The sequence below is a fragment of the Streptomyces sp. NBC_00354 genome (genome assembly GCF_036106915.1).
Classification (GTDB): Bacteria; Actinomycetota; Actinomycetes; order Streptomycetales; family Streptomycetaceae; genus Streptomyces.
In genome coordinates this window covers 60698-82474 of sequence record NZ_CP107983.1, presented here as the reverse complement: position 1 = coordinate 82474, position 21777 = coordinate 60698, and the positions used below count along the sequence as shown (strand labels likewise).

20 protein-coding genes and 1 pseudogene are annotated in these 21777 nt (G+C 70.2%); 8 read left to right on the top strand and 13 right to left on the bottom strand.

Translation table 11 applies throughout. The features are described 5' to 3' along the window. Nucleotides 1–530: 530 nt before the first annotated feature. Both OHT74_RS00415 and OHT74_RS42015 read right to left on the bottom strand, forming a co-directional pair. Complete coding sequence (locus tag OHT74_RS00415; protein ID WP_443047680.1) at nt 531–1337, bottom strand: IS3 family transposase; 807 nt, start codon at nt 1335–1337, stop codon at nt 531–533. Further along, the gene (locus OHT74_RS42015; protein WP_443047235.1) at nt 1256–1717 is read right to left on the bottom strand and encodes a transposase; all 462 of its coding nucleotides are present in this window, start codon (nt 1715–1717) and stop codon (nt 1256–1258) included. Before OHT74_RS42015 ends, OHT74_RS00415 begins: the two co-directional genes overlap by 82 nt. 56 nt (nt 1718–1773) lie before the next feature. On the opposite strand from OHT74_RS42015, the pseudogene OHT74_RS00405 reads away from it, so the two are divergent. Next, nucleotides 1774–2355: pseudogene (locus OHT74_RS00405) on the top strand (transcriptional regulator); the annotation flags it as partial. A 323-nt stretch (nt 2356–2678) separates the two neighbouring features. After that, nucleotides 2679–3404: a dienelactone hydrolase family protein gene (locus OHT74_RS00400; protein WP_328618864.1), complete on the top strand. Its 726-nt coding sequence runs from the start codon at nt 2679–2681 to the stop codon at nt 3402–3404. Nucleotides 3405–3696: 292 nt separating this feature from the next. Here the strand turns inward: OHT74_RS00400 and OHT74_RS00395 are convergent, their stop codons facing one another. The 4 genes from OHT74_RS00395 to OHT74_RS00380 all read right to left on the bottom strand — a co-directional run bounded on the left by OHT74_RS00395 (nt 3697) and on the right by OHT74_RS00380 (nt 7821). After that, entirely contained in the window at nt 3697–5283 is a 1587-nt protein-coding gene (locus tag OHT74_RS00395) for a family 20 glycosylhydrolase (protein ID WP_328618863.1), read from the bottom strand. Beyond that, nucleotides 5262–5870 carry a hypothetical protein gene (locus tag OHT74_RS00390; protein WP_328618862.1) on the bottom strand — a complete coding sequence of 203 codons (609 nt, stop codon included), beginning with the start codon at nt 5868–5870 and terminating at the stop codon, nt 5262–5264. The genes OHT74_RS00395 and OHT74_RS00390 overlap by 22 nt, the downstream gene beginning before the upstream one ends. Nucleotides 5871–6118: 248 nt before the next feature. Further along, nucleotides 6119–6388 (bottom strand): aldehyde-activating protein, encoded by a 270-nt coding sequence (locus OHT74_RS00385; RefSeq protein WP_328618861.1) that lies wholly within the window; start codon nt 6386–6388, stop codon nt 6119–6121. A 152-nt stretch (nt 6389–6540) separates the two neighbouring features. Continuing rightward, nucleotides 6541–7821, bottom strand: coding sequence for a nucleotide sugar dehydrogenase (locus OHT74_RS00380; RefSeq protein WP_328618860.1), 1281 nt, complete (start codon nt 7819–7821; stop codon nt 6541–6543). Nucleotides 7822–7975: 154 nt separating this feature from the next. Between OHT74_RS00380 and OHT74_RS00375 the strand changes: the two genes are divergently transcribed. From OHT74_RS00375 to OHT74_RS00350, 6 genes are read left to right on the top strand one after another with little or no spacing between them, the layout of a single operon-like run. Continuing rightward, the gene (locus OHT74_RS00375) at nt 7976–8947 is read left to right on the top strand and encodes an NAD-dependent epimerase/dehydratase family protein (RefSeq protein WP_328618859.1); all 972 of its coding nucleotides are present in this window, start codon (nt 7976–7978) and stop codon (nt 8945–8947) included. 23 nt (nt 8948–8970) lie between these two features. Next, entirely contained in the window at nt 8971–10053 is a 1083-nt protein-coding gene (locus OHT74_RS00370; protein WP_266673740.1) for an MraY family glycosyltransferase, read from the top strand. A gap of 44 nt (nt 10054–10097) precedes the next feature. Next, complete coding sequence (locus tag OHT74_RS00365) at nt 10098–10856, top strand: WecB/TagA/CpsF family glycosyltransferase (RefSeq protein WP_328618858.1); 759 nt, start codon at nt 10098–10100, stop codon at nt 10854–10856. Continuing rightward, entirely contained in the window at nt 10853–11629 is a 777-nt protein-coding gene (locus OHT74_RS00360; protein WP_266673744.1) for an FkbM family methyltransferase, read from the top strand. Before OHT74_RS00365 ends, OHT74_RS00360 begins: the two co-directional genes overlap by 4 nt. Then, on the top strand, nt 11626–12750 hold the full coding sequence (locus OHT74_RS00355; RefSeq protein ID WP_328618857.1) for a glycosyltransferase family 4 protein: 1125 nt from the start codon (nt 11626–11628) through the stop codon (nt 12748–12750). Before OHT74_RS00360 ends, OHT74_RS00355 begins: the two co-directional genes overlap by 4 nt. Beyond that, nucleotides 12737–13786, top strand: a complete 1050-nt coding sequence (locus OHT74_RS00350) for an LCP family protein (protein ID WP_328618856.1) — start codon at nt 12737–12739, stop codon at nt 13784–13786. Before OHT74_RS00355 ends, OHT74_RS00350 begins: the two co-directional genes overlap by 14 nt. On the opposite strand, the gene OHT74_RS00345 is transcribed toward OHT74_RS00350, so the two are convergent. From OHT74_RS00345 to OHT74_RS00315, 7 genes are read right to left on the bottom strand one after another with little or no spacing between them, the layout of a single operon-like run. Continuing rightward, entirely contained in the window at nt 13783–14811 is a 1029-nt protein-coding gene (locus OHT74_RS00345; protein WP_328618855.1) for a glycosyltransferase family protein, read from the bottom strand. The genes OHT74_RS00350 and OHT74_RS00345 overlap by 4 nt on opposite strands. Next, nucleotides 14808–15965, bottom strand: coding sequence for a glycosyltransferase family 4 protein (locus tag OHT74_RS00340; protein WP_328618854.1), 1158 nt, complete (start codon nt 15963–15965; stop codon nt 14808–14810). The genes OHT74_RS00345 and OHT74_RS00340 overlap by 4 nt, the downstream gene beginning before the upstream one ends. Further along, the gene (locus OHT74_RS00335) at nt 15932–17515 is read right to left on the bottom strand and encodes an oligosaccharide flippase family protein (RefSeq protein ID WP_328618853.1); all 1584 of its coding nucleotides are present in this window, start codon (nt 17513–17515) and stop codon (nt 15932–15934) included. Before OHT74_RS00335 ends, OHT74_RS00340 begins: the two co-directional genes overlap by 34 nt. Then, the gene (locus tag OHT74_RS00330) at nt 17512–18591 is read right to left on the bottom strand and encodes a glycosyltransferase family protein (protein WP_328618852.1); all 1080 of its coding nucleotides are present in this window, start codon (nt 18589–18591) and stop codon (nt 17512–17514) included. The genes OHT74_RS00335 and OHT74_RS00330 overlap by 4 nt, the downstream gene beginning before the upstream one ends. After that, nucleotides 18588–19589, bottom strand: a complete 1002-nt coding sequence (gene gmd, locus OHT74_RS00325; protein ID WP_266673758.1) for a GDP-mannose 4,6-dehydratase — start codon at nt 19587–19589, stop codon at nt 18588–18590. Before gmd ends, OHT74_RS00330 begins: the two co-directional genes overlap by 4 nt. Continuing rightward, nucleotides 19579–20880, bottom strand: a complete 1302-nt coding sequence (locus tag OHT74_RS00320; RefSeq protein WP_328618851.1) for an O-antigen ligase family protein — start codon at nt 20878–20880, stop codon at nt 19579–19581. Before OHT74_RS00320 ends, gmd begins: the two co-directional genes overlap by 11 nt. Next, the gene (locus OHT74_RS00315) at nt 20877–21743 is read right to left on the bottom strand and encodes a glycosyltransferase family 2 protein (protein WP_266673762.1); all 867 of its coding nucleotides are present in this window, start codon (nt 21741–21743) and stop codon (nt 20877–20879) included. The genes OHT74_RS00320 and OHT74_RS00315 overlap by 4 nt, the downstream gene beginning before the upstream one ends. Nucleotides 21744–21777 lie beyond the last annotated feature (34 nt).

Sequence of the window (21777 nt, the reverse complement as noted above, 5' to 3'; positions counted from 1 at the left end):
CACCGGGAAGTTCGGCAGTGGGGTTCTAAGCCAGAGCAGACGCAGGATGGGCGACGGGGCTGGCTGCCGGAGCGTGGCGCTTGGTCGGACCACGAGCAGTAAAAGAAGTACGCAGTACCAAGTGGAGCAGTACACGCAGTTCGCAGTTCCCCACTTGGTAAGCAGTTGATCATCCGAGGGATGAACGGAGGAATTGGGCGCCATCAGGATCGCCCGGGCGGAAGTCTGAGCCCGGGTACCGCAGGACATCGATAGTGAGGTGGTCTCCGGTCAAGCAACCGCGATCCCCGCAGCCCCGACAGCGTTCCGGTCGGGTCCGCGGACACAGAAGGCCGGCGCAGTGTCAGGGCCGGCAGATGGTGTAGTAGTTCCTTCGGGGCCCTGGTGCCGTACGGCACCAGGGCCCCTCCACGCGTTCCCAACGTTTCACAGAGAGGTGCAAATGACAGCAGATGACTCGTTCGGCCGTCTCGACGACGACGACTACCCCTGAGCTTGCTCCGCTTTGACGGACACCATTGGTGTGGTGGTCAGGCTGCGAGCGCGGTCTCGTATTCGGCGGGACTGCGGTAGCCGAGGCTGCTGTGCAGCCGCTGCAAGTTGTACCAGCTCTCGATCCACTCGAAGATCGCGGTGCGGGCGAGAGCCCTGCTGGGCCAGGGTTTCGTGCCGAGCAGTTCCCGTTTGATTGTCGCGAAGAAGGACTCGGCGAGGGCGTTGTCCCAGCACTCTCCGGTGCGGCCGACCGATAGCCGGACGTCGAACTCGCCTGCCAAGGAGGCGAATTGCTGGCTGGTGTACTGGCAACCGCGATCCGAGTGGAAGATCACCGGACGGGTGGGGCGGCGCCGCCGGCAGGCGGCCTTGAGAGCGTCGGCGACCAGGTCGGTCCGCAGATGATCGGCGGTTGCCCAGCCGACGACACGGCGGGAGGCGATGTCGATGACGGTGGCCAGGTAGAGCCAGCCCTGATTAGTCGGGATATACGTGATGTCGCCGCACCAGCGGACGTCGAGTGCGGCCGGGTCGGGTGCGAAGTCGCGCCCGATGAGGTCGGGCCTCGCGGCGGCCCGCGGGTCGGGGACGGTCGTCAGGTGTCGCCGCCTGCGGTGCCGGCCTTGAAGTCCGGCGTCCCGCATCAGCCTGGCGACGCGGCGCCGTCCGCACCTCTGGCCCTCGCGTTGCAGGACGGCATGGACGCGCGGGGCCCCGTAGGTGCCACGGGAGTACTCGTGGGCTTCGGCGATCTTCTCGGTCAGCTCCAGGTCACGGACCGCACGGGGGCCGGGAATGCCGTTGCGGCGGGCATAGAAGGCGGTGCGGGAGACCTTGAACAATTCACACGCACGCTTGACGTTGTGGTTGCTCTGCTTCTCCGCCTCGATGAACGGCTGCACCGCCACCGGGTCTCCTTCGCGAAGAAAGCCGTCGCACGCTTGAGGATGTCGACGTCCTCGCGCAGGCGGCGGTTCTCCCGCCGCAGCGCGGCCAGCTCCTCGCGCTCGCTGCTGGTCAGCCCGTCACGCTCGCCCGCGTCGACCTCGGCCTGCTTGACCCAGTCCCGCACCGCGGTCTCGGTCAGGTCGAAGTCCTTGGCTATCTGACCGACCGAGCGGTCACCGCGCCGGCACAGCTCGACGATCTCGGCCTTGAACTCCGACGTGAACGAACGGCGAGGGCGAGGCTTCTTCTTCCCCATGCTCTCCATGATGGACATCCTCCCGGGGACGAACCCCAGATCTCGAATGTCCGTCAAAGCGGATCAAGCCCAGTGAACTCGCTGCTGTGCTCCGCCACCAGGGCCAGGAAGCCGCGGCCCAGGGGCACATTGAGGCCGCTGTCGCCCGCGTGGAAGCCACCGGCCTCGCGACGGACGCGCAGGCCTCCGCCTTCGCGCAGATGTTGTGCAGCACTGCGTACACGGCCGCCATCGCCGGAGACCGGGACCAGGCCCTGACCATGATCCGAGAAGCTGCCCGCGCGGTCCGAGATCTGCCAGCCGTCGCCCCCGCCGGCCGTCTGTTCCCGATCACCCCGGCGGCTGTCGACCTCTACGCCGTCGGCGTCCACTGGGCCCTCGGCGACGCTGGGACCGCGCTCGAAGCCGGCCGAAATCTGCATGCCGCCCAGTTTCCGACCGTCGAGCGCAAGGGCCGCATGCACACCGACCTCGCCCGCGCCTGGTGGCAGCGGGCCAAGCCCGAGCAAACAGTCGGCGAACTCCTAGCCGCCGCCCGCCTCGCCCCGGGGGAGGTCCGCGACCGCCCCGCGATCCGGCAGATCGTGGACGACCTCTACACCAGCCATTCCGACGTTAGCGGAGTCCGTGAACTCGTCGCCCTGACCGCCACGTAAGCTCTGCATCAACTGTCGGCAACTACTCGCCGAGCCTGACCGGCACGATCTCGACGCCGCGTGCGCCGGTCGCTTCCAGCTCCTGGCTGCGCGTTCCAGATCCGGCTCATGTACCTCCCGACGGTGCCGGACTGCTGCGCCGGTACCCCGAGGACATCCTTTGCACCGTGCCCAGGGCAGGTGATCCGATAACGCTGCCGCGGGAACGGGGTTTGTGACGGATCTGGTGAGCCATCGCCGCATTTCAGAGGCACACCCGCGCTGTTCTGCCAGCGGCAGAACACCGGCCCGACCGGGCTCGACGATCACTACAGTCCAGTCTCGTGACGACGATTACGACGCGTACGGTCGAGTACCCGGCCGACGGTCTAACGATGATCGGGTACCTCGCGCTCCCGGCCGGTGTCGACCGCCGGCCCGCGGTGCTGCTTGGACCAGAGGGCATGGGACTCAGCGACGTCGAGCGCCGCCGGGCCGATGCTCTCGCCGAGCTGGGATACGTAGCGCTGGCCTTCGACCTTCACGGCGGGCGCTATTTGGGCGATCCCGAGGAGATGCTGGCCCGTTGCATGCCGCTGCTCGCCGACTCCGACCGGATGCGGGGCATCGGTCATGCGGCGCTCGACGAGTTGCGCGCCGAACCGCGGACCGACCCCGACCGGATCGCCGCCGTCGGCTACGGCACCGGGGGCGCCATCGGGCTGGAACTCGGGCGCGACGGCGTCAACCTGCGCGCGATCGGGGCAGTCAACGCACTGACCACGGGCCGACCGGGCGAGGCAGCGCGCATCCGCTGCCCGGTGTGGGCCGGGGTCGGATCGGAAGACCCGATCATGCCGCCCGCGCAACGGGACGCGTTCACCGCCGAGATGCAGGCCGCGGGCGTCGACTGGCGCCTCGCGGTCTACGGCGGCGCCTTGCACGCCTTCCACCACCCGCCGGTCGACCACCCCGTGGTCCCCGGCGTCGGCTACCACCCACGGCACGCGCAGCGAGCCTGGCGCGATGTCGTCGACCTGCTCGCCGAGTGCCTGCCCGTGACGGAGTGATCTGGTCAGCAACCGTGATTCCGGGCCGCGAACCAGGCCGGTCGACCGCCACCGGCTCCGGTTTGTGGGACATCACCACAGCTCAGAGAAACTAAAGGATGCCGACCCGAGGATGCGGTTCTGCTCAACCGCATGCAGATCATGCAACTGGAGGCGACAGCAGCACCAACGCGCACTGCGTGATGCGTCCTCCCGCATGGAGAAGAGGGAGTGCCCAGTCTGAGTTCGAGCGGATCGTGCTCTACGGCGTCGCCGAACTGCCGGATCGGGAGTACCCGCCGCCGGGTCACGGCTACCCGCGCTCGTGAGCCGGACGCCGTTCTCCGTGCTGGAGGCGGTGGTCGTGACGGCCCAGGGCCAGGTTGCCCGGCTGGGCCAGGCCGGGCCAGCCGGGGTTGTGCCCGACGGCCGCGACGACCGGGGTGAACGCGGTGTACGTCGCCGCGGGCTTCGGCGATCCCCAGGTCTGCTGGGCCAGAGCGCGCAGCGGGTACATGATGCCGGCGGCTATCTGTTCCTCGGTCTCGGCGGTGGGGATGTCGCACCAGACGTGGATCACCGAGCCGGGGTTCTTCGCGGGGTCGGACAGGGTGTTGCCGCCCTCGAAGCGGTCGGGGGTCCAGGTCTCGTACATCCACTTGGTGTCGGGCTTCGGGCCCCCGAGCACGTAATAGGTGGGAGTCCAGGACTCGTTGGCCACGATGTGCCCGGCGTCGGCCAGTTGCTGGGGAGTGAGGCCGTAGGTGTACCAGTACTCGACGATGATGCCGGGGTGGGGGCGGAGCGTTCCGTCGTCGGACTTGATGCCGTCGTTCCACATCCGGGTGGTCTTGCCGGCCGCCCGGACCAGGTCGTCGGCCCAGTTGACGAACCCGTAGTAGGTGTCCTTGGCGGTGGCGTTCGCGCCGTAGTGGGCGCGGGCGTAGCTGAGCAGCTGCGGGTACTTGGCGTAGTCGGTGACGTATTCGTCCGCGCCGATGTGCCAGTACGGGGCCGGGAACAGCGGCAGGTACTCGTTGATCAGGTCCTTGATCAGCGCGTACGAGCCGGGGAGCGAGAGGTCGATGAAGTCGGGGCTGACCGCGCCCGAGCTGCTCTTGAGCTTGAGCTCGGGGTGCGCGGCCAGGACCGCGGTCATGTGCCCGGGCGTGTCTATTTCCGGGACGATGGTGACGTGGTACTTGCGGCCGAGCTCGACCAGGTCGGCGATGTCCTGCTTGGAGTAGTGGTCAGCGGAGACGATCTCCGGGTGCGTGGAGCTCTCCAGGCGGAATCCGTACGTGTCCGACAGATGGAAGTGGAAGTAGTTGAGCTTGAGGTACGCCAGCTCCTTGATGTGCTGCTTGAGCCAGTCCACGGTGAAGAACTTCCGCCCCTGGTCGACCATGAGCCCGCGCTCGGCCTTGGCGGGCCAGTCCACCGCCGTGCCGGCCGGCACCGTGGCGGACTGGTGCAGGAGCTGGAGGACGCTGCGGGTGCCGTAGAACACGCCGGCATCGGTCCCGGCCTGGAGGGTGAGGGCTCCCGCGACCGTCATCCTGTAGCCCTCGGTGGGCAGGGCGGTGCCACCGAGGCCGAGCCCGATGTCACCGGCGGTCGGGCTCCCGGTGACGACGGCCACGCCGCGCCCGGCCAGCGCGCCCAGGTCCTGCGCGAACGTGGCGGCCTCGTCCGCCAGCTGGGCGGTGGAGGCGGGGTCGACGACGATCCGGGTGGCGTCGGTGAAGGTGTAGGTACCGGTGCCGGCCGTCCATTGGCGCAGGGCCGGTACGGTCTGCGGCGGCCCGGCGGCCGCCTGGTCGGGGCCGGCGCCGGCGCCGGGTATCGCCAGTGCGAACACCGGGCACGCGGTGGCGATCAGCAATCTGAGCAGACGCATGGCTGCCTCCAGCCGGGTATGGCCGAGCGGAGTATGTGGGGTGCACCAGTGCAGCGCAGCGCGCCGAGGTGGTCTCCTGAAAGCGTGAGACGCATCCTGTTCCTCGTGAGCTGGACGTCATCGGCACTGACACCGGCCGCATCGGCGATCCGCTGTCTGACACCGTCCACTTCCGGATCGACATCGTCATGAAGCACCACATCGACCGCATGCTCCTGTGAATCCACTGCCGCCGTGGGTGCGGCCAGGGCGGCCAGATCGGATTGCAACCCGCCTGGCCGAAACGAAGGGGCGATCTTGAAACCCTCCAGATAGACATCCGCCCAGGCCACGAAGGGCAAGGCCCGGACGGCACCGAGGTCGGCAGGCCGGTACCCGCACAGATAGGTGCTCTCCGGTACGTACTCATGGATCACTACGCCCAGCTCCGCGAGCTGCTCCTTCTCCTGCACCGAGGGGATACGGGTGGTCTGGACGAGGAGGTAGTTGGAGGTGGACGCGTCCTCCGAGACCAGTGACGCGCTGGCCAGCGCGTGGGACTGCCTCAGCGGACCGATGGTCACACCGTTGATGGTGATCCGGGCCATGGCGGGCTCCAGGTATGTGCGCGCGACTGAAACGATGACATCGCGTGTCCATGTAATCACTTTATGTCACACATTGCGACCTTCCGTGGCGTGAGGGACGCGCCATGCCGGCGGCGGGCTCTCGGGCGGCCGACGGCGCCACTCGGCTCATGGATTCCGCACCCCTCTGTGGCTGCCCACTCCTGGCCGCCATGGCGTGTGCACATCACGCGAGGCGTTGGCAAGGAACGTGCCGACCTGGGGGTCTGTCAATCGACGATTTTCAGTCCCCGGGCTGTGGCGAGGGTGGTGGTCATCCACGGCACAGCTACGTGGCGGAAGCTGTGCGCGAGGGGCTCGAGGCCGTTCTGCTCGAGGAGCCTGAAGATCATCGCCGAGTTGTCTGCAACGGAGGCGAGGTGGGTCCCGCAGCACGGGCAGAAGCCGTGGTGCAGGGTCGGCCAGAACGCATACCAGGTCGGCTCGCCTCCGGGACCGGTGCAGGTCAGCTCCTCCCTGCGGAACCCGACCCACGCCATTGCTGGTGAGCCGGAGATGAACGTGCAGTGCTTGCAGAGCGCAGGTGGGGGTCGTGTGCCAGTCGCCTCGTAAGCGATGGCTGATGGTCGCCCTCGCATGCGCCGCCGCGTGGTCATATGTGTCGCCCAGCCCTGACCGTGGCACCGTGCGGCTACAGGCGGTCGATCAGGTCTCCGCGGCAGCGGTTGCGGGCGTCGAAGACGTACGTCGCATGGCGTTCCACCAGGCTGTAGTCGAGGCCGTCGTGGTCGGTCAGGACAACGACTGCGTCTGTAGTCGCGATCTCCGCCTCGGTCAGCTCGACGCACAGCACCCCGGGCGGCAGCAACTGTGGATCGGCGTACGGCTCCACGGCCCGGACGCGCGCGCCGCGTGCCATCAGCAGCTCGGCGACGGTGGCGGCGGGGGACTCCCGTACATCCCCGGTGTTCTTCTTGTACGCGAGCCCGAGCACCAGCACCCGTGCGTCGGCCAGCGGTCGGCCGAGCCCGGCGAGACCGCCTTCGATGCGCCCCACCACGTACTCGGGCATGCGTTCGTTGATCTCGTGGGCGAGCGAAACGAAGCGCACATCGTGCTGGAGCTTCTGCCGTACCTGCCAGGAGAGGTGCGAGGGGTCCACCGGCAGGCAGTGACCGCCCACCCCGGGGCCGGGCGTGAAGGGCATGAAGCCGAACGGCTTGGTGGCGGCCGCGTCCACCGCTTCCCAGATGTCGACGCCGAGGGGCCGGGCGCACATCGCGAGTTCGTTGACCAGCGCGATGTTCACCTGTCGGAAGGTGTTCTCCAGCAGCTTGGTCAGCTCGGCGGTGCGCGGGGAGGAGACCGGCACGGTCCGGGTCACGATCCGGTCGTAGAACTCCGTGACGGCTTCGAGAGAGGCGTCGTCGATGCCGGAGACGACCTTGGGAGTGTTCTCCAGCTGCCAACGGGCGTTGCCCGGGTCGATGCGTTCCGGGCTGTACCCGAGCCGGAATCCGTCGCCGGCCCGCAGCCCGCTGCCCACCTCCAGGATCGGCAGGAGGATCTCCTCGGTGGTGCCGGGGTACGTCGTCGACTCCAGCACCACGACCGCACCCGGACGCAGGAGCGGGGCGACCGACCGCCCCGCGCTTTCGACGCACCGGAGGTCCGGGGCGCCGTCGCGCAGGGGAGTGGGCACGGTGATCACGCAGACGTCGAAGGTGCCCGCGTCGGCGTAGTCGGTGCTGACTCTCAGCCGCCCGGAATCGAGCAGTGGCAGTAGTCGTTCGTCCGGGATGTCCTCGATATACGAGTCGGCGGCCTCCAGCCGCTTGACGCGGTGCTCGTCGGTGTCCAGGCCGGTGACGCGGAAGCCCGCCTCCGCAGCACGCACCGCCAGCGGTAGCCCCACGTATCCCAGTCCAACTACCAGAACGTTCCGTCGTACTGAGGTCTCTGCTGGTCCCATCTGACGTTTCTCCGATCTACGTGCGATGTGAGCCGTGTTGTTCGTTACAGATTGTGACAAAGCGGGCTACTTTGTCAGTGGCATATAACAAATGCCGTTCCGCATCACTCGGATACCGCAACCGAACAGGCGGCGTATGAATCCCTCGACGTACTTGATCACTGGCGGTGCCGGCTTCATCGGCTCACATCTCACCGACGCCCTGCTCGGGCAGGGCCATGCGGTCGTCGTGCTCGACAACCTCGCCACCGGAAGCGAGAGGAACCTGGAAGAGGCCCGACGGAATCCACGCTTCCGATTCGTCCACGGCTCCGTACTCGACCAGCTGCTCGTGGACGAATGGGTCCGCCGGTGCGACACGGTGATCCATCTGGCCGCCGCCGTCGGCGTCCGGCTGATCGTGGAGCGACCTCTCCAGTCCTTCACCACCAACCTCCGCGGTACCGAGACCGTCATCGAGGCGGCCCACCGCTACCGCCGCAAAGTGCTCGTCGCCTCCACCTCGGAGATCTACGGCAAGAACTCCTCGGGACCACTCGCCGAGGGCTCCGACCGGATCCTCGGCAGCACGAGCGTGGCGCGCTGGTCGTACTCCACCGCCAAGGCCGTCGATGAGATCCTCGCCTTCGCCTACCACCGCGAACTGGGCCTGCCCACCATCGTGGTACGGCTGTTCAACACGGTCGGACCGCGGCAGAGCCCCGCGTACGGGATGGTCGTGCCCCGGTTGGTGCGCCAGGCCGTCGAGGGGGAACCGCTCACCGTGCACGGCGACGGCACGCAGCGGCGCTGTTTCGCGCACGTCGCCGACGTCGTCGACGCGCTGCTGCGGCTGCTTGCCCACCCGGACGCGGTCGGCAAGGTCTTCAACATCGGTACGAACGAAGAGACCACCATCGCCGGGCTGGCCGCCCGCGTCGTCGCACGCAGCGCCAGCAACTCGGACATCCGGCTGGTCCCCTACCACCAGGCGTACGGCGAGGGTTTCGAGGACATGGAGCGCCGGCTGCCCGACACCGCACGCATCCGCACCCTCACCGGCTGGCGGCCGCAGCGCACCCTCGACGACATCCTCGACGCGACCATCGCCGAGGCGCGTGCCGAGCGCGTGCCGCTGCCGGCCTGACCTGCTCTGAGAGGACCTTCACCGTGCCCTACGCGCTTGCGGCCGCGGCGGCTGCCCTGCTGCTCACCGCCGTGCTGACCGAACTCCTACGTGCCCTCGCCCTGCGGTGGCGACACGCCTGTGCCGGTCTCCTGGACCGGCCCGGCGCGCACAAGGCGCACACCCGCCCCACCCCCCATCTGGGCGGGGTCGCGGTGGCCGCGGGAACCCTCGCCGCGGCCACCTCGGGACTGTGGACCGGGCAGGCGCCGCTGGGCCCCGAGGTCGGCACGCTGCTCGCGGTCGCAGCCGCCGTCGCCGTGCTCGGACTGCTCGACGACCTGCGGCCGCTGGGGCCCCGGGCGCGACTCGTCGTCGAGACGGGTGCCGCGGGTGCCGTCGCGTACGGCAGCGGACTGGGGCCGCTGACCGGGGCCCTCGCGGTGCTGTGGATCGTCTTCGTCACCAACGCCTTCAACTTGCTGGACAACTCCGACGGAGCAATGGGGACGGTCGCTGCCGTCACCGCACTGGGGCTCGCCATCTGCGCGATCATCGAGGGCCGTACCGGTCTCGCCCTGCTGCTCTGGGTACTGGCCGCCGCCCTCACCGGTTTCCTGCTGCACAACTGGCATCCCGCCCGGATCTTCCTCGGCGACTGCGGCTCGCTGTTCACCGGTTTCGTGCTGTCCTCCGCCGCTGTACTGCTGCACACCGGCGACACCCCGGCGCGCACCATGGGCGCGGTGCTCGCCTTCACCCTCGTCGTCACCGCCGACACCGCGCTCGTCCTCGTCTCCCGGCGCCGGGCCGGCCGCCGACTGCTGCTCGGCGGCACCGACCACATCGCGCACCGGCTCCAGCGGCTCGGGCTGACGGTGCAGGGAACGGCCGTGGTACTGGGCGTCACCGCGTTCGTCGGGACGGTCATCGGGCTGCTGATCCACCACGCCTGGCTGCCGCCCTCCGTCGTACTGCCGGTGGCGGTCGCCGCGCTTCTGGCCCTCGGCGGACTGCTCAGGGTGCCGGTGTACGAGGCCGGTCGGGTTGGCCAGCCCAGGCGCCGGGGCCGACGGACCGTTGGCAGACCCCGTGCTGCCAGGGCGATCGATACGGCAAGCAGTTGACGGGCAGGGACGACGTGCGCCTGCCGGCCACAACGCGTGCGGATGTGTCCACCGACCTGACCACCGTCCTGTGCGCCGGGGTTCCTGTGGCCGCTGCTACTCCGGCCGCCGCGGCCGCCGCGGTCGTCCGGCTCGCAACCGAGGGCGTGGCGGCCGACGTCCACCTCTGCAACGCGTACACGATCGCCCTCGCCGACCGGGACCCGCGACTGGGCCAGGTGCTGCGGACCGCGACGCTCAACCTCCCCGACGGACAAGGGGTGGTGTGGGCCAACCGGATCATCCACCGGAGCCGCTCCTTGCCGCCGATGCGGGTGTACGGCCCCGACCTCTTCCTGGACGTCTTCCGAACCGGCCAGGATGTGGGCCTGCGCCACTACCTCCTCGGCTCCACCCCCGCGGTACTGGAACAGCTGGGCGCCGAGCTGCGCGCCCGCTTCCCGCGCGCCCTGATCGTAGCCGCCGAGTCGCCGCCGTTCCGCGAACCGACCGACGGAGAACGGCAGTCGCAGCTTGACCGGATCCGTGCGAGCCGTGCCCAGATCGTCTGGCTCGGCCTCGGCACCCCCAAACAGGACTACGAGGCCGCCCGGCTCGCCGCCGCGCACCCCGCGGTGTTCGCCGCCGTCGGCGCCGCATTCGACTTCGTCTCCGGCAACAAGCCGCAGGCCCCGCTGTGGATGCAGCGGCACGGCCTGGAATGGCTCTTCCGCCTCTGCAGCGAACCGCGCCGGCTGTGGCGCCGGGTGCTGTGGGGGCATCCCCGTTTCCTCTGGGCCGCATACAAAGGAGCACGACAGTGACCCTCTTTCACCGTGCGCGCAGCGCCATGCAGCGCCTCGGCATCGATATCGCCCGCTATCCGGCAAGCTGGAGCGGTCAGCAACTCGTGCAGTTGCTCCGAAAGTTCGATGTCGGCCTCGTCATTGACGCGGGTGCACACGCCGGCGGCTACGGCACGATGCTCCGCCACTCCGGCTATCGCGGCCGTATCGTCTCCTTCGAGCCGCTCACCGGCCCACGCACGGAGCTCCACCGCAGGGCGGTGTCCGACCCGGCCTGGGCGGTCCTGCCGTACGCGCTCGGCGACCACTCCGGCACCGTCGTCATGAACGTCGCGGGCAACGCGGGTGCGAGCAGCTCTGTCCTTCCCATGCTCGAACGCCACCGCGCGGCCGCCCCGCACGCCGCCTACCTGAGCCGACAGACCGCCGAGATCCGCCGCCTCGACGAACTGTGGGAGCAGATCGTCGCCCCGGGCGAGCGGGTGTTCCTCAAGATGGACGTGCAGGGGTACGAGGCGCATGTTCTGCGCGGCGCCGGTCGGTACGCGAGCGAGTGCGCCGGCATCCAGACCGAGACGTCCTTCGTGCCCCTGTACCGGGACGGCCTGCTCTTCGACGACGCCCTCGCCCTCACCCAGGGCGAGTTGGGCCTCACCCTGATGTCCGTCGTGCCCGGGTTCACCGACCCGCGCACCGGCCAGATGCTCCAGTGCGACTTGGTGCTCTTCCGCGCGGACACCGCCCCCAGGGACGGGCGCATGCCGACCCAGGTGGCGCGGGCGGCCCGGTGAGAAGAGCCGTCGTCGTCCAGCAGTACGTGCCGGGCTACCGCCTCGCGTTCTACGAACGCCTGACCCGCGAACTCGCCCGCCGAGACATCGAGCTGACCATCGCCCACGGCCGACCCTGGGGCAAGGACATCCGGCGCGCCGACGCCTGCGCCCTTGCCGGAACGGTCCTACTGTCGCAGCGCACCGTCCGCCTCGCCGGCCGCCATCTCGTCTGGCGGGGCCTGGGCCCCCTTGCCCGCGACTGCGACGCCCTGGTCCTCGGCCAGTCCCTGCACAGCCTGGAGAACTACCGCGCACTGCTTCGCCGTGGCGGCCCACCCGTCGGGCTGTGGGGCCACGGCGGGACCTACACGCGCAGCGACCCGGCCCCGCTGCGCGCAGCCAAGCGCGCTCTGACCCAGCGGGCCCGCTGGTTCTTCGCCTATACGGAGAAGGGCGCCCGGCACGTCATCGCCGAGGGCTTCCCCGAACAGCGGGTCACGACGGTCCGCAACACTGTGGACACCAGGGCCCTGGTCGCAGCCCGTTCCCGTATCCCCGGCACCGAACTCTCCGCCCTGCGGCAGTCGTACGGGCTGCGCCCCGGCCGTACGGCCCTGTACGTCGGCGGCCTCGATGCCGCCAAACGTATCCCGTTCCTGCTGGCGGCGGCCGACCGGGTTGCGCAACTGCTGCCCGGCTTCAGGCTGCTCGTCGCGGGCGACGGGGCGCAGCGCCACCTGGTGGAGGAAGTCCAGCGTGCGGGCGGTCCCGTCGTGTACGTGGGGACGGCCACCGCTGAGGAGAAGGCCCGGCTCGGCGCTGTCGCCGACGTCCTGCTGGTGCCCGGCGCGGTGGGGCTGGCTGCGGTTGACTCCTTCGCGCTGGACACGCCCCTGGTCACCACCACCCACGCCGCGCACGGGCCCGAGTTCGAGTATCTGCAGCACGGTCGCAATGCCCTCGTCGTGGATGGTGGCCTGGACGCGTACAGCGCGGCCGTCACGGATCTGCTCACCCGGCCCGTCCTCTACGACAGACTGCTTTCCGCCTGCCGGACGGATGCCGAGCTGTACACGGTCGAGTCAATGGCTCAGCGATTTGCCGACGGGGTGGAAGGCCTGATCCATGCCGGTATCTGAGAGCTGGTGGCGCAGTCGCAAGGTCCTGAGACGGCTCGGTATCGGCGCCGTCGTGCTGTTCGCGGTGACGGCGGGTGCCGGCTGGCTGCTCTACCAGCGGCTTGACGGCAACATTCGCACCGACAAGGCCGCGGCCCGGGCCCTCGCCGCAGACCACGGCAAGCGGCCCCGCCCCGCGCCCGGCAAGGCCCAGAACATCCTGGTGCTCGGCTCGGACAAGGAAGCGAACTGGGGCAGCGAACGCTCCGACACCGCCATGCTGATCCACCTCTCCGCGGACCGAAGCCGGGCTTCCGTGGTCAGCATGCCGCGCGACCTGATGGTGGACATCCCCAGCTGCCTGCAGCCGGACGGCTCCCGCAGCACTGCCCAGCACGCCCCGTTCAACTGGGCCTTCCAGTTTGGCAGGGCCGCCTGTGCGGTCCGTACCTTCGAGGACCTCTCCGGCATCCCGGTCGACCACCATCTCGTCGTCGACTTCTCCGGCTTCAAAAGGGTCGTCGACGCTGTTGGGGGCGTGGAGGTGAACGTGTCCGAGAAGATCCGTGAGCCTGAGTACAACATCACGCTCCAGCCCGGCAGGCAGCTGCTGCGCGGACAACGGGCACTCGTGTTCGTACGCACGAGGGTGGGAGTCGGCGACGGCAGCGACCTCCAACGGGTGGAGCGGCAGAAGCAGTTCATTCGGCAGTTGTTGAAGAAAGCGCAGAGCGACGGCGTGCTGACCAACCCCACCAAGCTGTATCCGCTGCTGGACGCGGCGACGTCCTCGCTGGTGGCAGACCCCGGCCTCGACTCGCTGGACGAGCTCTACCGGCTGGTGAACAGCGCGCGGACGATCCCGGCGAGCGCCACGCAGATCTTGACCGTTCCGAGCGTGGAGCACCCCGATCAGCGGGGCCGTTACACGATGGTCGAGGATCAAGCCGAGGCCTTGTTCCGGGCGATTCGCGACGACCGGCCGCTGCCGAAGGTCTACAACGCGTACGAGAAGGACCCGTCCGGCCGGTCCTTTCTGGACGGCTCCGACTCCTAGCAGTCCAGGGCGGCGAGCCCGGCCCATGGGTCGGTGGGAGGGGCGGGCAGCAGCGGGATGTACGGCGAGAGCATGTGGAGCAGGGCTTGGCGCTCGGTCAGCCGGGCACGGGCCCACTCGCTCATCCACCGTCCCTGCACGAGAAGTTCCTCGGGGTCGCGGCGAAGCAGTTCGCGGACCCGCCCGGCCGCGGCGCGCGGGGTGTCCATCAGGTGCAGGCCGCGGTCGGGACCCGGTAGCCAGCCGAGTCCCGGCTGGCGGGAGGTGACATGGACCCGGCCCGCGCACATCGCGATCGGCAGCCGGTCGGAGAAGTAGCCGGTGTGTTTGCGATAGCGGTCCCAGCCCGCGCTGATCAACGCCCCCTCCATGATGGTCAGCTGCTCAGGGAAGGGGACGGGGCCGCGTGCGCAGGGGCCTCGCCATCCCGTGCCGTACACCGCGAGCCGCGCTCCCGCGACCTTGTGCAACTCCGCGACAAACAAAGCCCGTTCGCGATCATCGGGGATCAGTTCGATTCCTAGGTACGTGAGCCGCTTGCCGACCAGCGTCACTCCGCCCGCGGCCGGCTCCGGGCCGCGCGGTGCGGCGAGCAGATGCAGCGGCGCTACGTGCGGCACGTACCGCACCGGCCGGCCGCAGGCCCGACGCAGCATCGCGGCCTGCCCACCCGCGGCGACGCTGAAGACTTCTACCGCGGCCCGCATCCAGGCTAGGTTCCGCTCGCGCAACGGCTTGGTGAGCCCTCCCCACGCGTCGCCCTCCCACACCACGACCGGCGGCTCCCCGGCGGTCCGCAACCACTTCCGGACATGCCGGTTCGTCCACGGGTACGACTGGGGGGACTGGACGAAGACCAGGTCCGGACGGGAGGAAGGCAGTTGGTCCCCGGCGGCAGGGACGGCGCACGCGTACCGCAGCAGGCCCGCATCGGCGAGGTCCTCGAAGGCACGCGCGAAGCGGGTGCGCGGGCCGGAGGGCTCAGGTTCATTGCTGATCTGCAGTACGAGGGGCGTGGTGGTCATGGGCGGCTGCCTTCCGTGGTGAACCAGCGTGTGTACGCGGCGGCCACGTCCCGCAGCTCGAAGCGGCCTGCCGTCCGCTGGCGCCCCGCCGTCGCGAGCCGGGCCCGCAACTGCGGGTCGCGGGCCAGCCGGCTCATGGCGTCGGCCAGCGTTTGGGGCGAGTCGATGTCCACGGCGAGGCCGCCGTCCCCGGCGACCCAGGGCACCGCCCCACTGCGTTCACCCACGATGACGGGGAGCCCCATGCCCATCGCCTCGGCTGTGATCATCGAGAACGACTCGATACGGGACGGGTGGACCAGAACGTGGGCCTCGGCGGCGATCCGGCGCAGCAAGGTGTCGTGCGCCAGCGGGCCGGCGAATTCGACCCCCGCGGTGAGCCCGTGTGCGGCGGCCCACTGCCGGGCCGGTCCCCCCGCGTCGTGTCCGTCGCCACACAGCAGCAGCCGGGCGTGAGGGAGTTCGACTCGTAGGAGCGCGAAGGCGCGCAGCAGCGTGGCCGTGTTCTTGAGCGGCCCCCAGCCCTGGACGGCGGTGGCGAACATCGGGGCGGCGTCGGGCGGCGCCATGGCGCTGGGCAGATGCTCCATCCGCACCCCGTTGGGGATGACCTCGATGGGCCGTCGTACACCCAGCACCCGGCGCAGATGCTGTGCGGTGTAGGGGCTGTTGGCGCTGAGCGCGGTGGCGCGGTGGACGGCCGGAAGGGCCATGGAGTGGCGCAGCCAGCGGTAGGCGCTGCGCATCTCCCAGGCGTAGCGCAATGGGGTGTCGTGTGCGGTGACGAAGGAGGGCAGGCCGCTGGCGATCGCGGCCAGCGCGAACTCGTACGTCCAGTGGGCGCTGACCAGGTCGGCGGGGTGAGCCCGCATCGCGGCAGCGAGCCCTCGGCGTTCAGCGCGGAACAAGTCCTTCAGCCGGTGTCTGGCCCGCGCGCGCTGCGGTACGACGACGAGGTCGATGCCGTTGCCGCTGTACACCTGCCGCCCGGCGACGGCGCCGCTCAGGGCGTACACCGTCAGTCGGTGCCCCTGCTCCAGCCAGGTCCTGGCGAGCCAGCCGGTGCACGGTCCGCTGTAGACGGCGGGTAGCCGCGCGGGCAGCAGGTGCTGGAGGGGGGTCAGATCGACGGGGCCTGCGAGGCCGATGTGCATGGGTGGCTCCTCGGATGGGATCTGACGAGACCGTGGCGGCGAGCCGTGGCATAGACGGGCAGACGGGTGCGGAGCACGGCGCAGGCGAGGGCCACCGGGAGCATGGCGCCGAGGCCCAGCAGCAGCCCGTAGTGGGGGGGATGGGAGCGCAGACCGAGCGCGGCCGAGAGACCGAGTGCCGTGCCGACCGCCGCGTGCACGGCGTGCGCGAAGAGCAGCGGACGTACACCGAGGACCTTGGCGGTATGCCAGTGGGCGAGCTGGACGAGATGACCGGCCAGCGGGGCGACCACGGTGGCGCAGGCGGCGAGCAACAGGCTCTGGTACGCCCAGGCGAAGCAGAGCATCAGCGCGGTCGCGCCGATGGCGGCGAGCTGGGCACGCAGCAGGGCTCTGGTGTCCCTGCGGACGGTGTCGACGGAGCTGGCGGTGGAGCAGAGCATCCACAGTGCGGCCCCGGCTGCGAGCACCGGAACCAGGCTCGAGGCCGTCTCCCAGGTCGGCCCCAGCAGCAGGAGCAGCGCGGCCGGCCCGAGACCGGCGAGGGCGCCCAGGCCCATCAGTCCCACGGCGGATGCCGAGCACAGCACGTCATGCACCGCCTGCGGAGGAATTCTCCCGGCCGCGCGGGCGTCGGCCAGCGCCGGGGTGACGGCCCGGTGGAGGCCCTGCGCAAGGACGGTCAGCGGGATACCGGTCAGGAGTGCGGCCCGCGAGTAGTGACCGGCCGCGGTGGCGCCGAGGGTGGCGCCCGCCAGCCACAGTGGGGCGTTGTTGGTCGCGGACTGTACCAAGCCGTACCCGGTGAAGAAGCCGGAGGAGCGGAGAAGTTCGCGGGCCGGAACGGGAAGGCCGACGGGCAGCCGTGCGGGCGCAGCGGGCACCGACGGTGCGCCGTGCTCCGTCGGCGCCTGCGCCGCGGACGCCGGGCGGGGACGGCGGCGCCACGGCCGTGCGTCGGCCGGGGAGCGGCGCCGTTCGGGTAGCAGGGCGCAGGCGGCCAGGGCCAGGGTGCAGGCCGCGGACAGCGGGAACGCGGTGGCCAGGGCGTAAGGGTTCCAGCCCGCCAGCAGTAGCGTCAGTGCCAGGGCCGATCCCGTGACCTGGCCGGCCAGTTCGGCGCGTACCGCCCTACGAGGACGCTCCAGCCTGCGCAGTGCAGCGACCGCCGCCAGCGCAGCCGGCTGGACCAGGAACTGCGCCGCCAGCACGCGCAGCATCCCGGCCGTCTGCGGGCCTTCCCAGACCGCTGTGAGCAGCGGGGCGGCGAGCAGCGCGGCGCAGAAACAGACGAGCCCGAAGGCGGCGGCGAGTGTGAAGACAGTACGCAACAGGCACCTGGTTAGCTGCTCGGCGCGCAGCACACAGGTGGCCAGGCCAGAGTTGGCGACGTAGCCGAGCAGGACGGTGACACTGCACGCGGTGGCGTACGCGCCGAAGTGGTCGGGGGACACCAGGCGCGCGGCGATCGCCGTGTAGCCGAGCTGGAACAGCATTCCGAGCGCGGAGCCGCCGTAGTTCCAGCCGAGGCTGCGCGTGACTGCGCTCATACGCCGACGGCGTCCATCGCGGCGATCTCCTGCCAGGGGTCGGCGCGCGGTGCGGGCACTGTAGCCAGGTGGCGGGTGAGCATGTGCCGCAGCGCGTTGGTCTCGGTGAGCCGGGTACGGACCCACGTGTGCCCGGCGAGTCCGGCGGCATGCAGCTGTGCGGGGTCGGCGCGGAGCAGTTCGGTGACCCGGTCGACCGCTTGGGCGGGGGAGTCCACCAGGTGCAGGCCGCACTCCGGGCCCGGCAGCCAGCCGGTGTTCAGGGGCCTGGTCGTGACGTGCGGGCGTCCCGCGAACAGACTGATCGGCAGCCGGTTGGAGAAATAGCCGTCGCGGCCGGGGAAGTGGTCCCAGTTGGCGCTGATCCGGGCGGTGCGCAGGGCGTCCACCTGGTGGTCGAACGGGACGGGTCCGAGTGCGCCCCGGCCGCGCCAGCCGTGGCCGTGCACGGCGAACCGGCAACCGGGCAGCCGCTGCAGGGACCGTACGAACCGCCGACGCTCCCGAGCGCCGTCGATCCGCTCGAACACCCCGAAGCGCACGAAGCAGCTGCCGATGTGCATCACGTCGTGTGCGGTGGCGTCGACGCCCGGGACGGGCGCGTCGTCCCAGAGGCGATGGGGCACGGTCTGCGGGATGTACCGCACTGGCCGCCGGGTGTACCTGCCCAGGAGAAGGGCCTGGATGCCGAGGCCCGGAGTGAAGACGGTGTCCGCGTACCGCAACCAGGGCTCCATGGAAGGCAGGACGGGTTTGCGCCCGCCCCACGGGTCGCCCTCCCACATCACGACGGTCGGTGAGCCGAGGCGCCGCAGGAGGTCCGCCACATCCGCGTCGGTCCAGGGGAAGTTGCCCGGTGTCTGGACGAACAGGACTTCAGGTCGGGCCCGTTCGGCGGCCCGGCGAATTTCGGCCAACGCGGCCGCGCGGCCTGCCGCCAGCAGTGCCGCGGGGGCGAGCGGCACATGAGTGAGCGCGCCGTCGACGGCCAGGGCACGGAACGCGCCGCCGAAGCTCAGCCCCGGGCCTGGCGGTTCGCGGTCGTTGGTGAGGTGGAGGACGGTCGGAGAGATCACCGGGCCACCTGCCCCTCGGGCAGTTGCGCGCCCAGCTCGGCGTCGGTCATGAGACGGGCCAGGTCGGGGGTCAGCACGGTCGGCCGCCAGCCCAGCTCGTGTTCCGCCTTCGACGCGTCGCCGATCAGGTCTGGCACCTCGGAGGGCCTCAAGTAACGCTCGTCGAACCGTACGTGGCGCTCCCAGTCGAGGCCCGCGCGCTCGAAGCAGAAGGTGAGGAAGTCCCGGACGCTGTAGCTGGTGCCCGTGGCCACCACGTAGTCATCCGGCCGGTCGCACTGGAGCATCCGCCACATCGCGTCCACGTATTCGGGTGCGTAACCCCAGTCACGGCGGGCCTCCAGATTGCCGAGGTGCAGGTACTCCTGCTCGCCGCGGGCGATCCGGGCCGCGGCCCGGGCGATTTTTCGGGTCACGAAGGTCTCGCCGCGCCGGGGTGACTCATGGTTGAAGAGGATGCCGTTGACCGCGTGAATTCCGTACGCCTCACGGTAGTTGCGGGTGATCCAGTACGCGTACACCTTGGCGGCGGCGTACGGGGAGCGCGGGTGGAAGGACGTCGTCTCGGACTGCGGGGGCGCCGTGATCCCGTACATCTCCGAGCTGGAGGCCTGGTAGAAACGGCACGGCAGCCCAGTCATCCGGATGGCCTCCAGCAGACGGGTGGTGCCAAGACCCGTGGTGGTGCCGGTGAACTCGGGCTCGTCGAAGGAGACGCGGACGTGCGACTGGGCAGCCAGATGGTAGACCTCGTCGGGCTGGATGTGCTCCAGGAGGGCGGCGATCCGGGAGCCGTCGGCCAGGTCACCGTAGTGCAGGCGGAGCCTGGCGTCCGGCTCGTGAGGGTCCTGGTAGAGGTGGTCGATCCGCTGGGTGGTGAAGGTGGACGAGCGGCGGATCAGGCCGTGCACCAGATAGTCCTTGGAGAGCAGGAGTTCGGCGAGATACGAGCCGTCCTGTCCGGTGATGCCGGTGATCAGCGCGGTTCTACGGGACATCTGACGGCTCCTGGGTTGCGGAGGTGGGCAAGGGGGTTCCGTGGAGCAGAACGCACCACACCACGGTGAGCAGCAGAACGGCGGCGGACAGTCCGCCGAGAGCACGCAACGGAGCCTCGGTGGTGCACGCCACGATCAGCAGGGTCACCAGCGCGGTCGAGAGGCCGCTGGTGTGCGCGGAGGCCCGCCGGGCCTGAACGACCAGGGAGCTCACGAGTAGACACAGCCCGGCGAACCCGATCAGACCGGAGGCCCCGAGCGTTTGCATGACCTGGCTGTGCGCCTGGCCGATCCAGTGGTCCGTGGTGCCGAAGAGCTCCAGTCGGTGGCCCGGGCTGAACAGAGTGGGCCCGTAACCGAACAGCGGATTGCGCTCGAACTCGGTATAGGCGAGCCGCCAGGCAAGGGTGCGTCCGTTGAAGTCCCCGTACATCGGATCGGCGGCGAGCCGGGCGAGCGCGGCCTGTACGGGGGCCGCCAGCAGCACCATCAAGGCGGCGGCGCCCCCGAAGACGGTGAGCAGCTGCCTGCGGAGCACGGTCCGGCCCCATGCGCCGTGCACGAAGAGCACCGAGGCGGCGCAGATCCAGCCTGTTCTGGACTGGGTGAGCGTCAGCGCGAGGAGCGCAGCAGCCGCATGGATCGCACGGCCGCGCCACCGCCCCACCGGGGTGACTTCGAGGAGCAGCGCCGCGGCCATCAGGGGCCCCAGATGGTTCGGGTTGGGGGCAAGGCCCATGAACTGGCCCCAGCCGAGGCCGAGGAAGTCCCGCCCCCCGTCGCCGTGGGCGGGCAACAGGAAGGCCCAGCCCGGTGCGACCAGGATGCTGAGCAAGCTGCCCCAGACGTAACAGCGCAAGATGAACCGGAGTTGGCGCAGCACCTCGGGGAAGGGGCGGCGTGGGCACAGGTAGAGGGCGGCGAACAGCAGCGGCGCGAACACCACTGTCGCGTCCAGGGCGCCGTGCTCGCCGAACACGGCCGACAGGACGGGGCCCGCAGCGAACGCGACGGCGGCCCAGGCGAGCCCCTGGCCGGTCCTGGATGGGCGTGCACCGGCTCTCGCGCCCTGGAACACACCGCGGGTCACCAGGGCTGCCGCCAGGACGGACACCAGCAGGATCACGCCCTGGGAGAAGAGCAGTTGCAGGCCGGAGAGGGGTTCGCCAGCCCCCGTGCCGAGCCCGTGATAGAGATGGGGGACCAGGGGGGCCACCGCAAGGGTGCCGAGGCCGGTGATCCACAGCAGCAGGGCGCCGCCCCTGCCGACCGGCGCGATCGGCCCGGTCACCGCGGGTACTCCCCGCCCCCCACGCGCCGCCCGGCCAGAGCCAGCGCCACCGTCTTCAGGTACGGCGAGACCATCAGCAACGGTGCCCATGGCCATGCGTGCCGTCGGCAGTACACCCACCACTGGCGGGGCGGCAGTTCGCGCTGCGAGGTGACGCGGCGCAGTGCCTCACGCACCCCGATGCCCGGTTCGCGGGAGCCGGTGTCCGGTGGGTTGCGGTCGCAGCTGCCCACGTGGCGTGGGCTCACATAGGCGGGGATGCCGGCCCGACGGGCGCGGAAGCCGTGGTCGTAGTCACCCATGCCGTGCCGGAAGACCTTGTCGATGTCGCCGATTCGTACATGTACTGCGCGGGGCAGGAGCACCACGTTGCCGTTGTACGTGTCACAGGGCTCGGGCCGTCCTGTGGGCTCGACGAGGGTGAGTGCGCGGCCGCTCCGTCCGGAGTACGTCGTATGCGCGCCGTTTCGCGCGCGCACCGCGCCGACGACGACGGCGCCGGGCCCGACGGTCCGTACGGTGTCGAGCAGGACGGCGAGGGCGTCCCGTTCCAGCACCACGTCATCGTTGAGCCAGAGCTGGTACTCCCAGGGCGGCAGGCCCGCGGCTTGGCTGTTGCGGCTCGCGATGCGCATGCCCTGGCCCCAGTAGACGTCGTCGCCGACCGTCACCACCTCGACCCGCGGGTGCGCCGCACGGACCGCCTCGGGTGTGCCGTCGGTACTGCCCGCATCCACGAGGTGGATCCGCACCTCGGTGTCCTCGGGCAATCCGCGCTGCACGTGCAGGGCAGCGAGGGCGGACAGTGTCTTCTCGCGGCGGTTGTGACTGGTGATCAGCACGGCGATATGGGCTGGCAGCACGAAGGACTCCTCCGGTCAGGCCCCCATGGTTGCC

Coding starts and splice junctions, on each gene's coding strand:
- gmd (WP_266673758.1), bottom strand. CDS start 19,589: ATGTCCCGTAGAACCGCGCTGATCACCGGCATCACCGGACAGGACGGC.
- OHT74_RS00345 (WP_328618855.1), bottom strand. CDS start 14,811: ATGACCACCACGCCCCTCGTACTGCAGATCAGCAATGAACCTGAGCCC.
- OHT74_RS00390 (WP_328618862.1), bottom strand. CDS start 5,870: ATGGCCCGGATCACCATCAACGGTGTGACCATCGGTCCGCTGAGGCAG.
- OHT74_RS00340 (WP_328618854.1), bottom strand. CDS start 15,965: ATGCACATCGGCCTCGCAGGCCCCGTCGATCTGACCCCCCTCCAGCAC.
- OHT74_RS00385 (WP_328618861.1), bottom strand. CDS start 6,388: ATGGCGTGGGTCGGGTTCCGCAGGGAGGAGCTGACCTGCACCGGTCCC.
- OHT74_RS00395 (WP_328618863.1), bottom strand. CDS start 5,283: ATGCGTCTGCTCAGATTGCTGATCGCCACCGCGTGCCCGGTGTTCGCA.
- OHT74_RS00350 (WP_328618856.1), top strand. CDS start 12,737: ATGCCGGTATCTGAGAGCTGGTGGCGCAGTCGCAAGGTCCTGAGACGG.
- OHT74_RS42015 (WP_443047235.1), bottom strand. CDS start 1,717: ATGTCCATCATGGAGAGCATGGGGAAGAAGAAGCCTCGCCCTCGCCGT.
- OHT74_RS00380 (WP_328618860.1), bottom strand. CDS start 7,821: ATGGGACCAGCAGAGACCTCAGTACGACGGAACGTTCTGGTAGTTGGA.
- OHT74_RS00335 (WP_328618853.1), bottom strand. CDS start 17,515: ATGAGCGCAGTCACGCGCAGCCTCGGCTGGAACTACGGCGGCTCCGCG.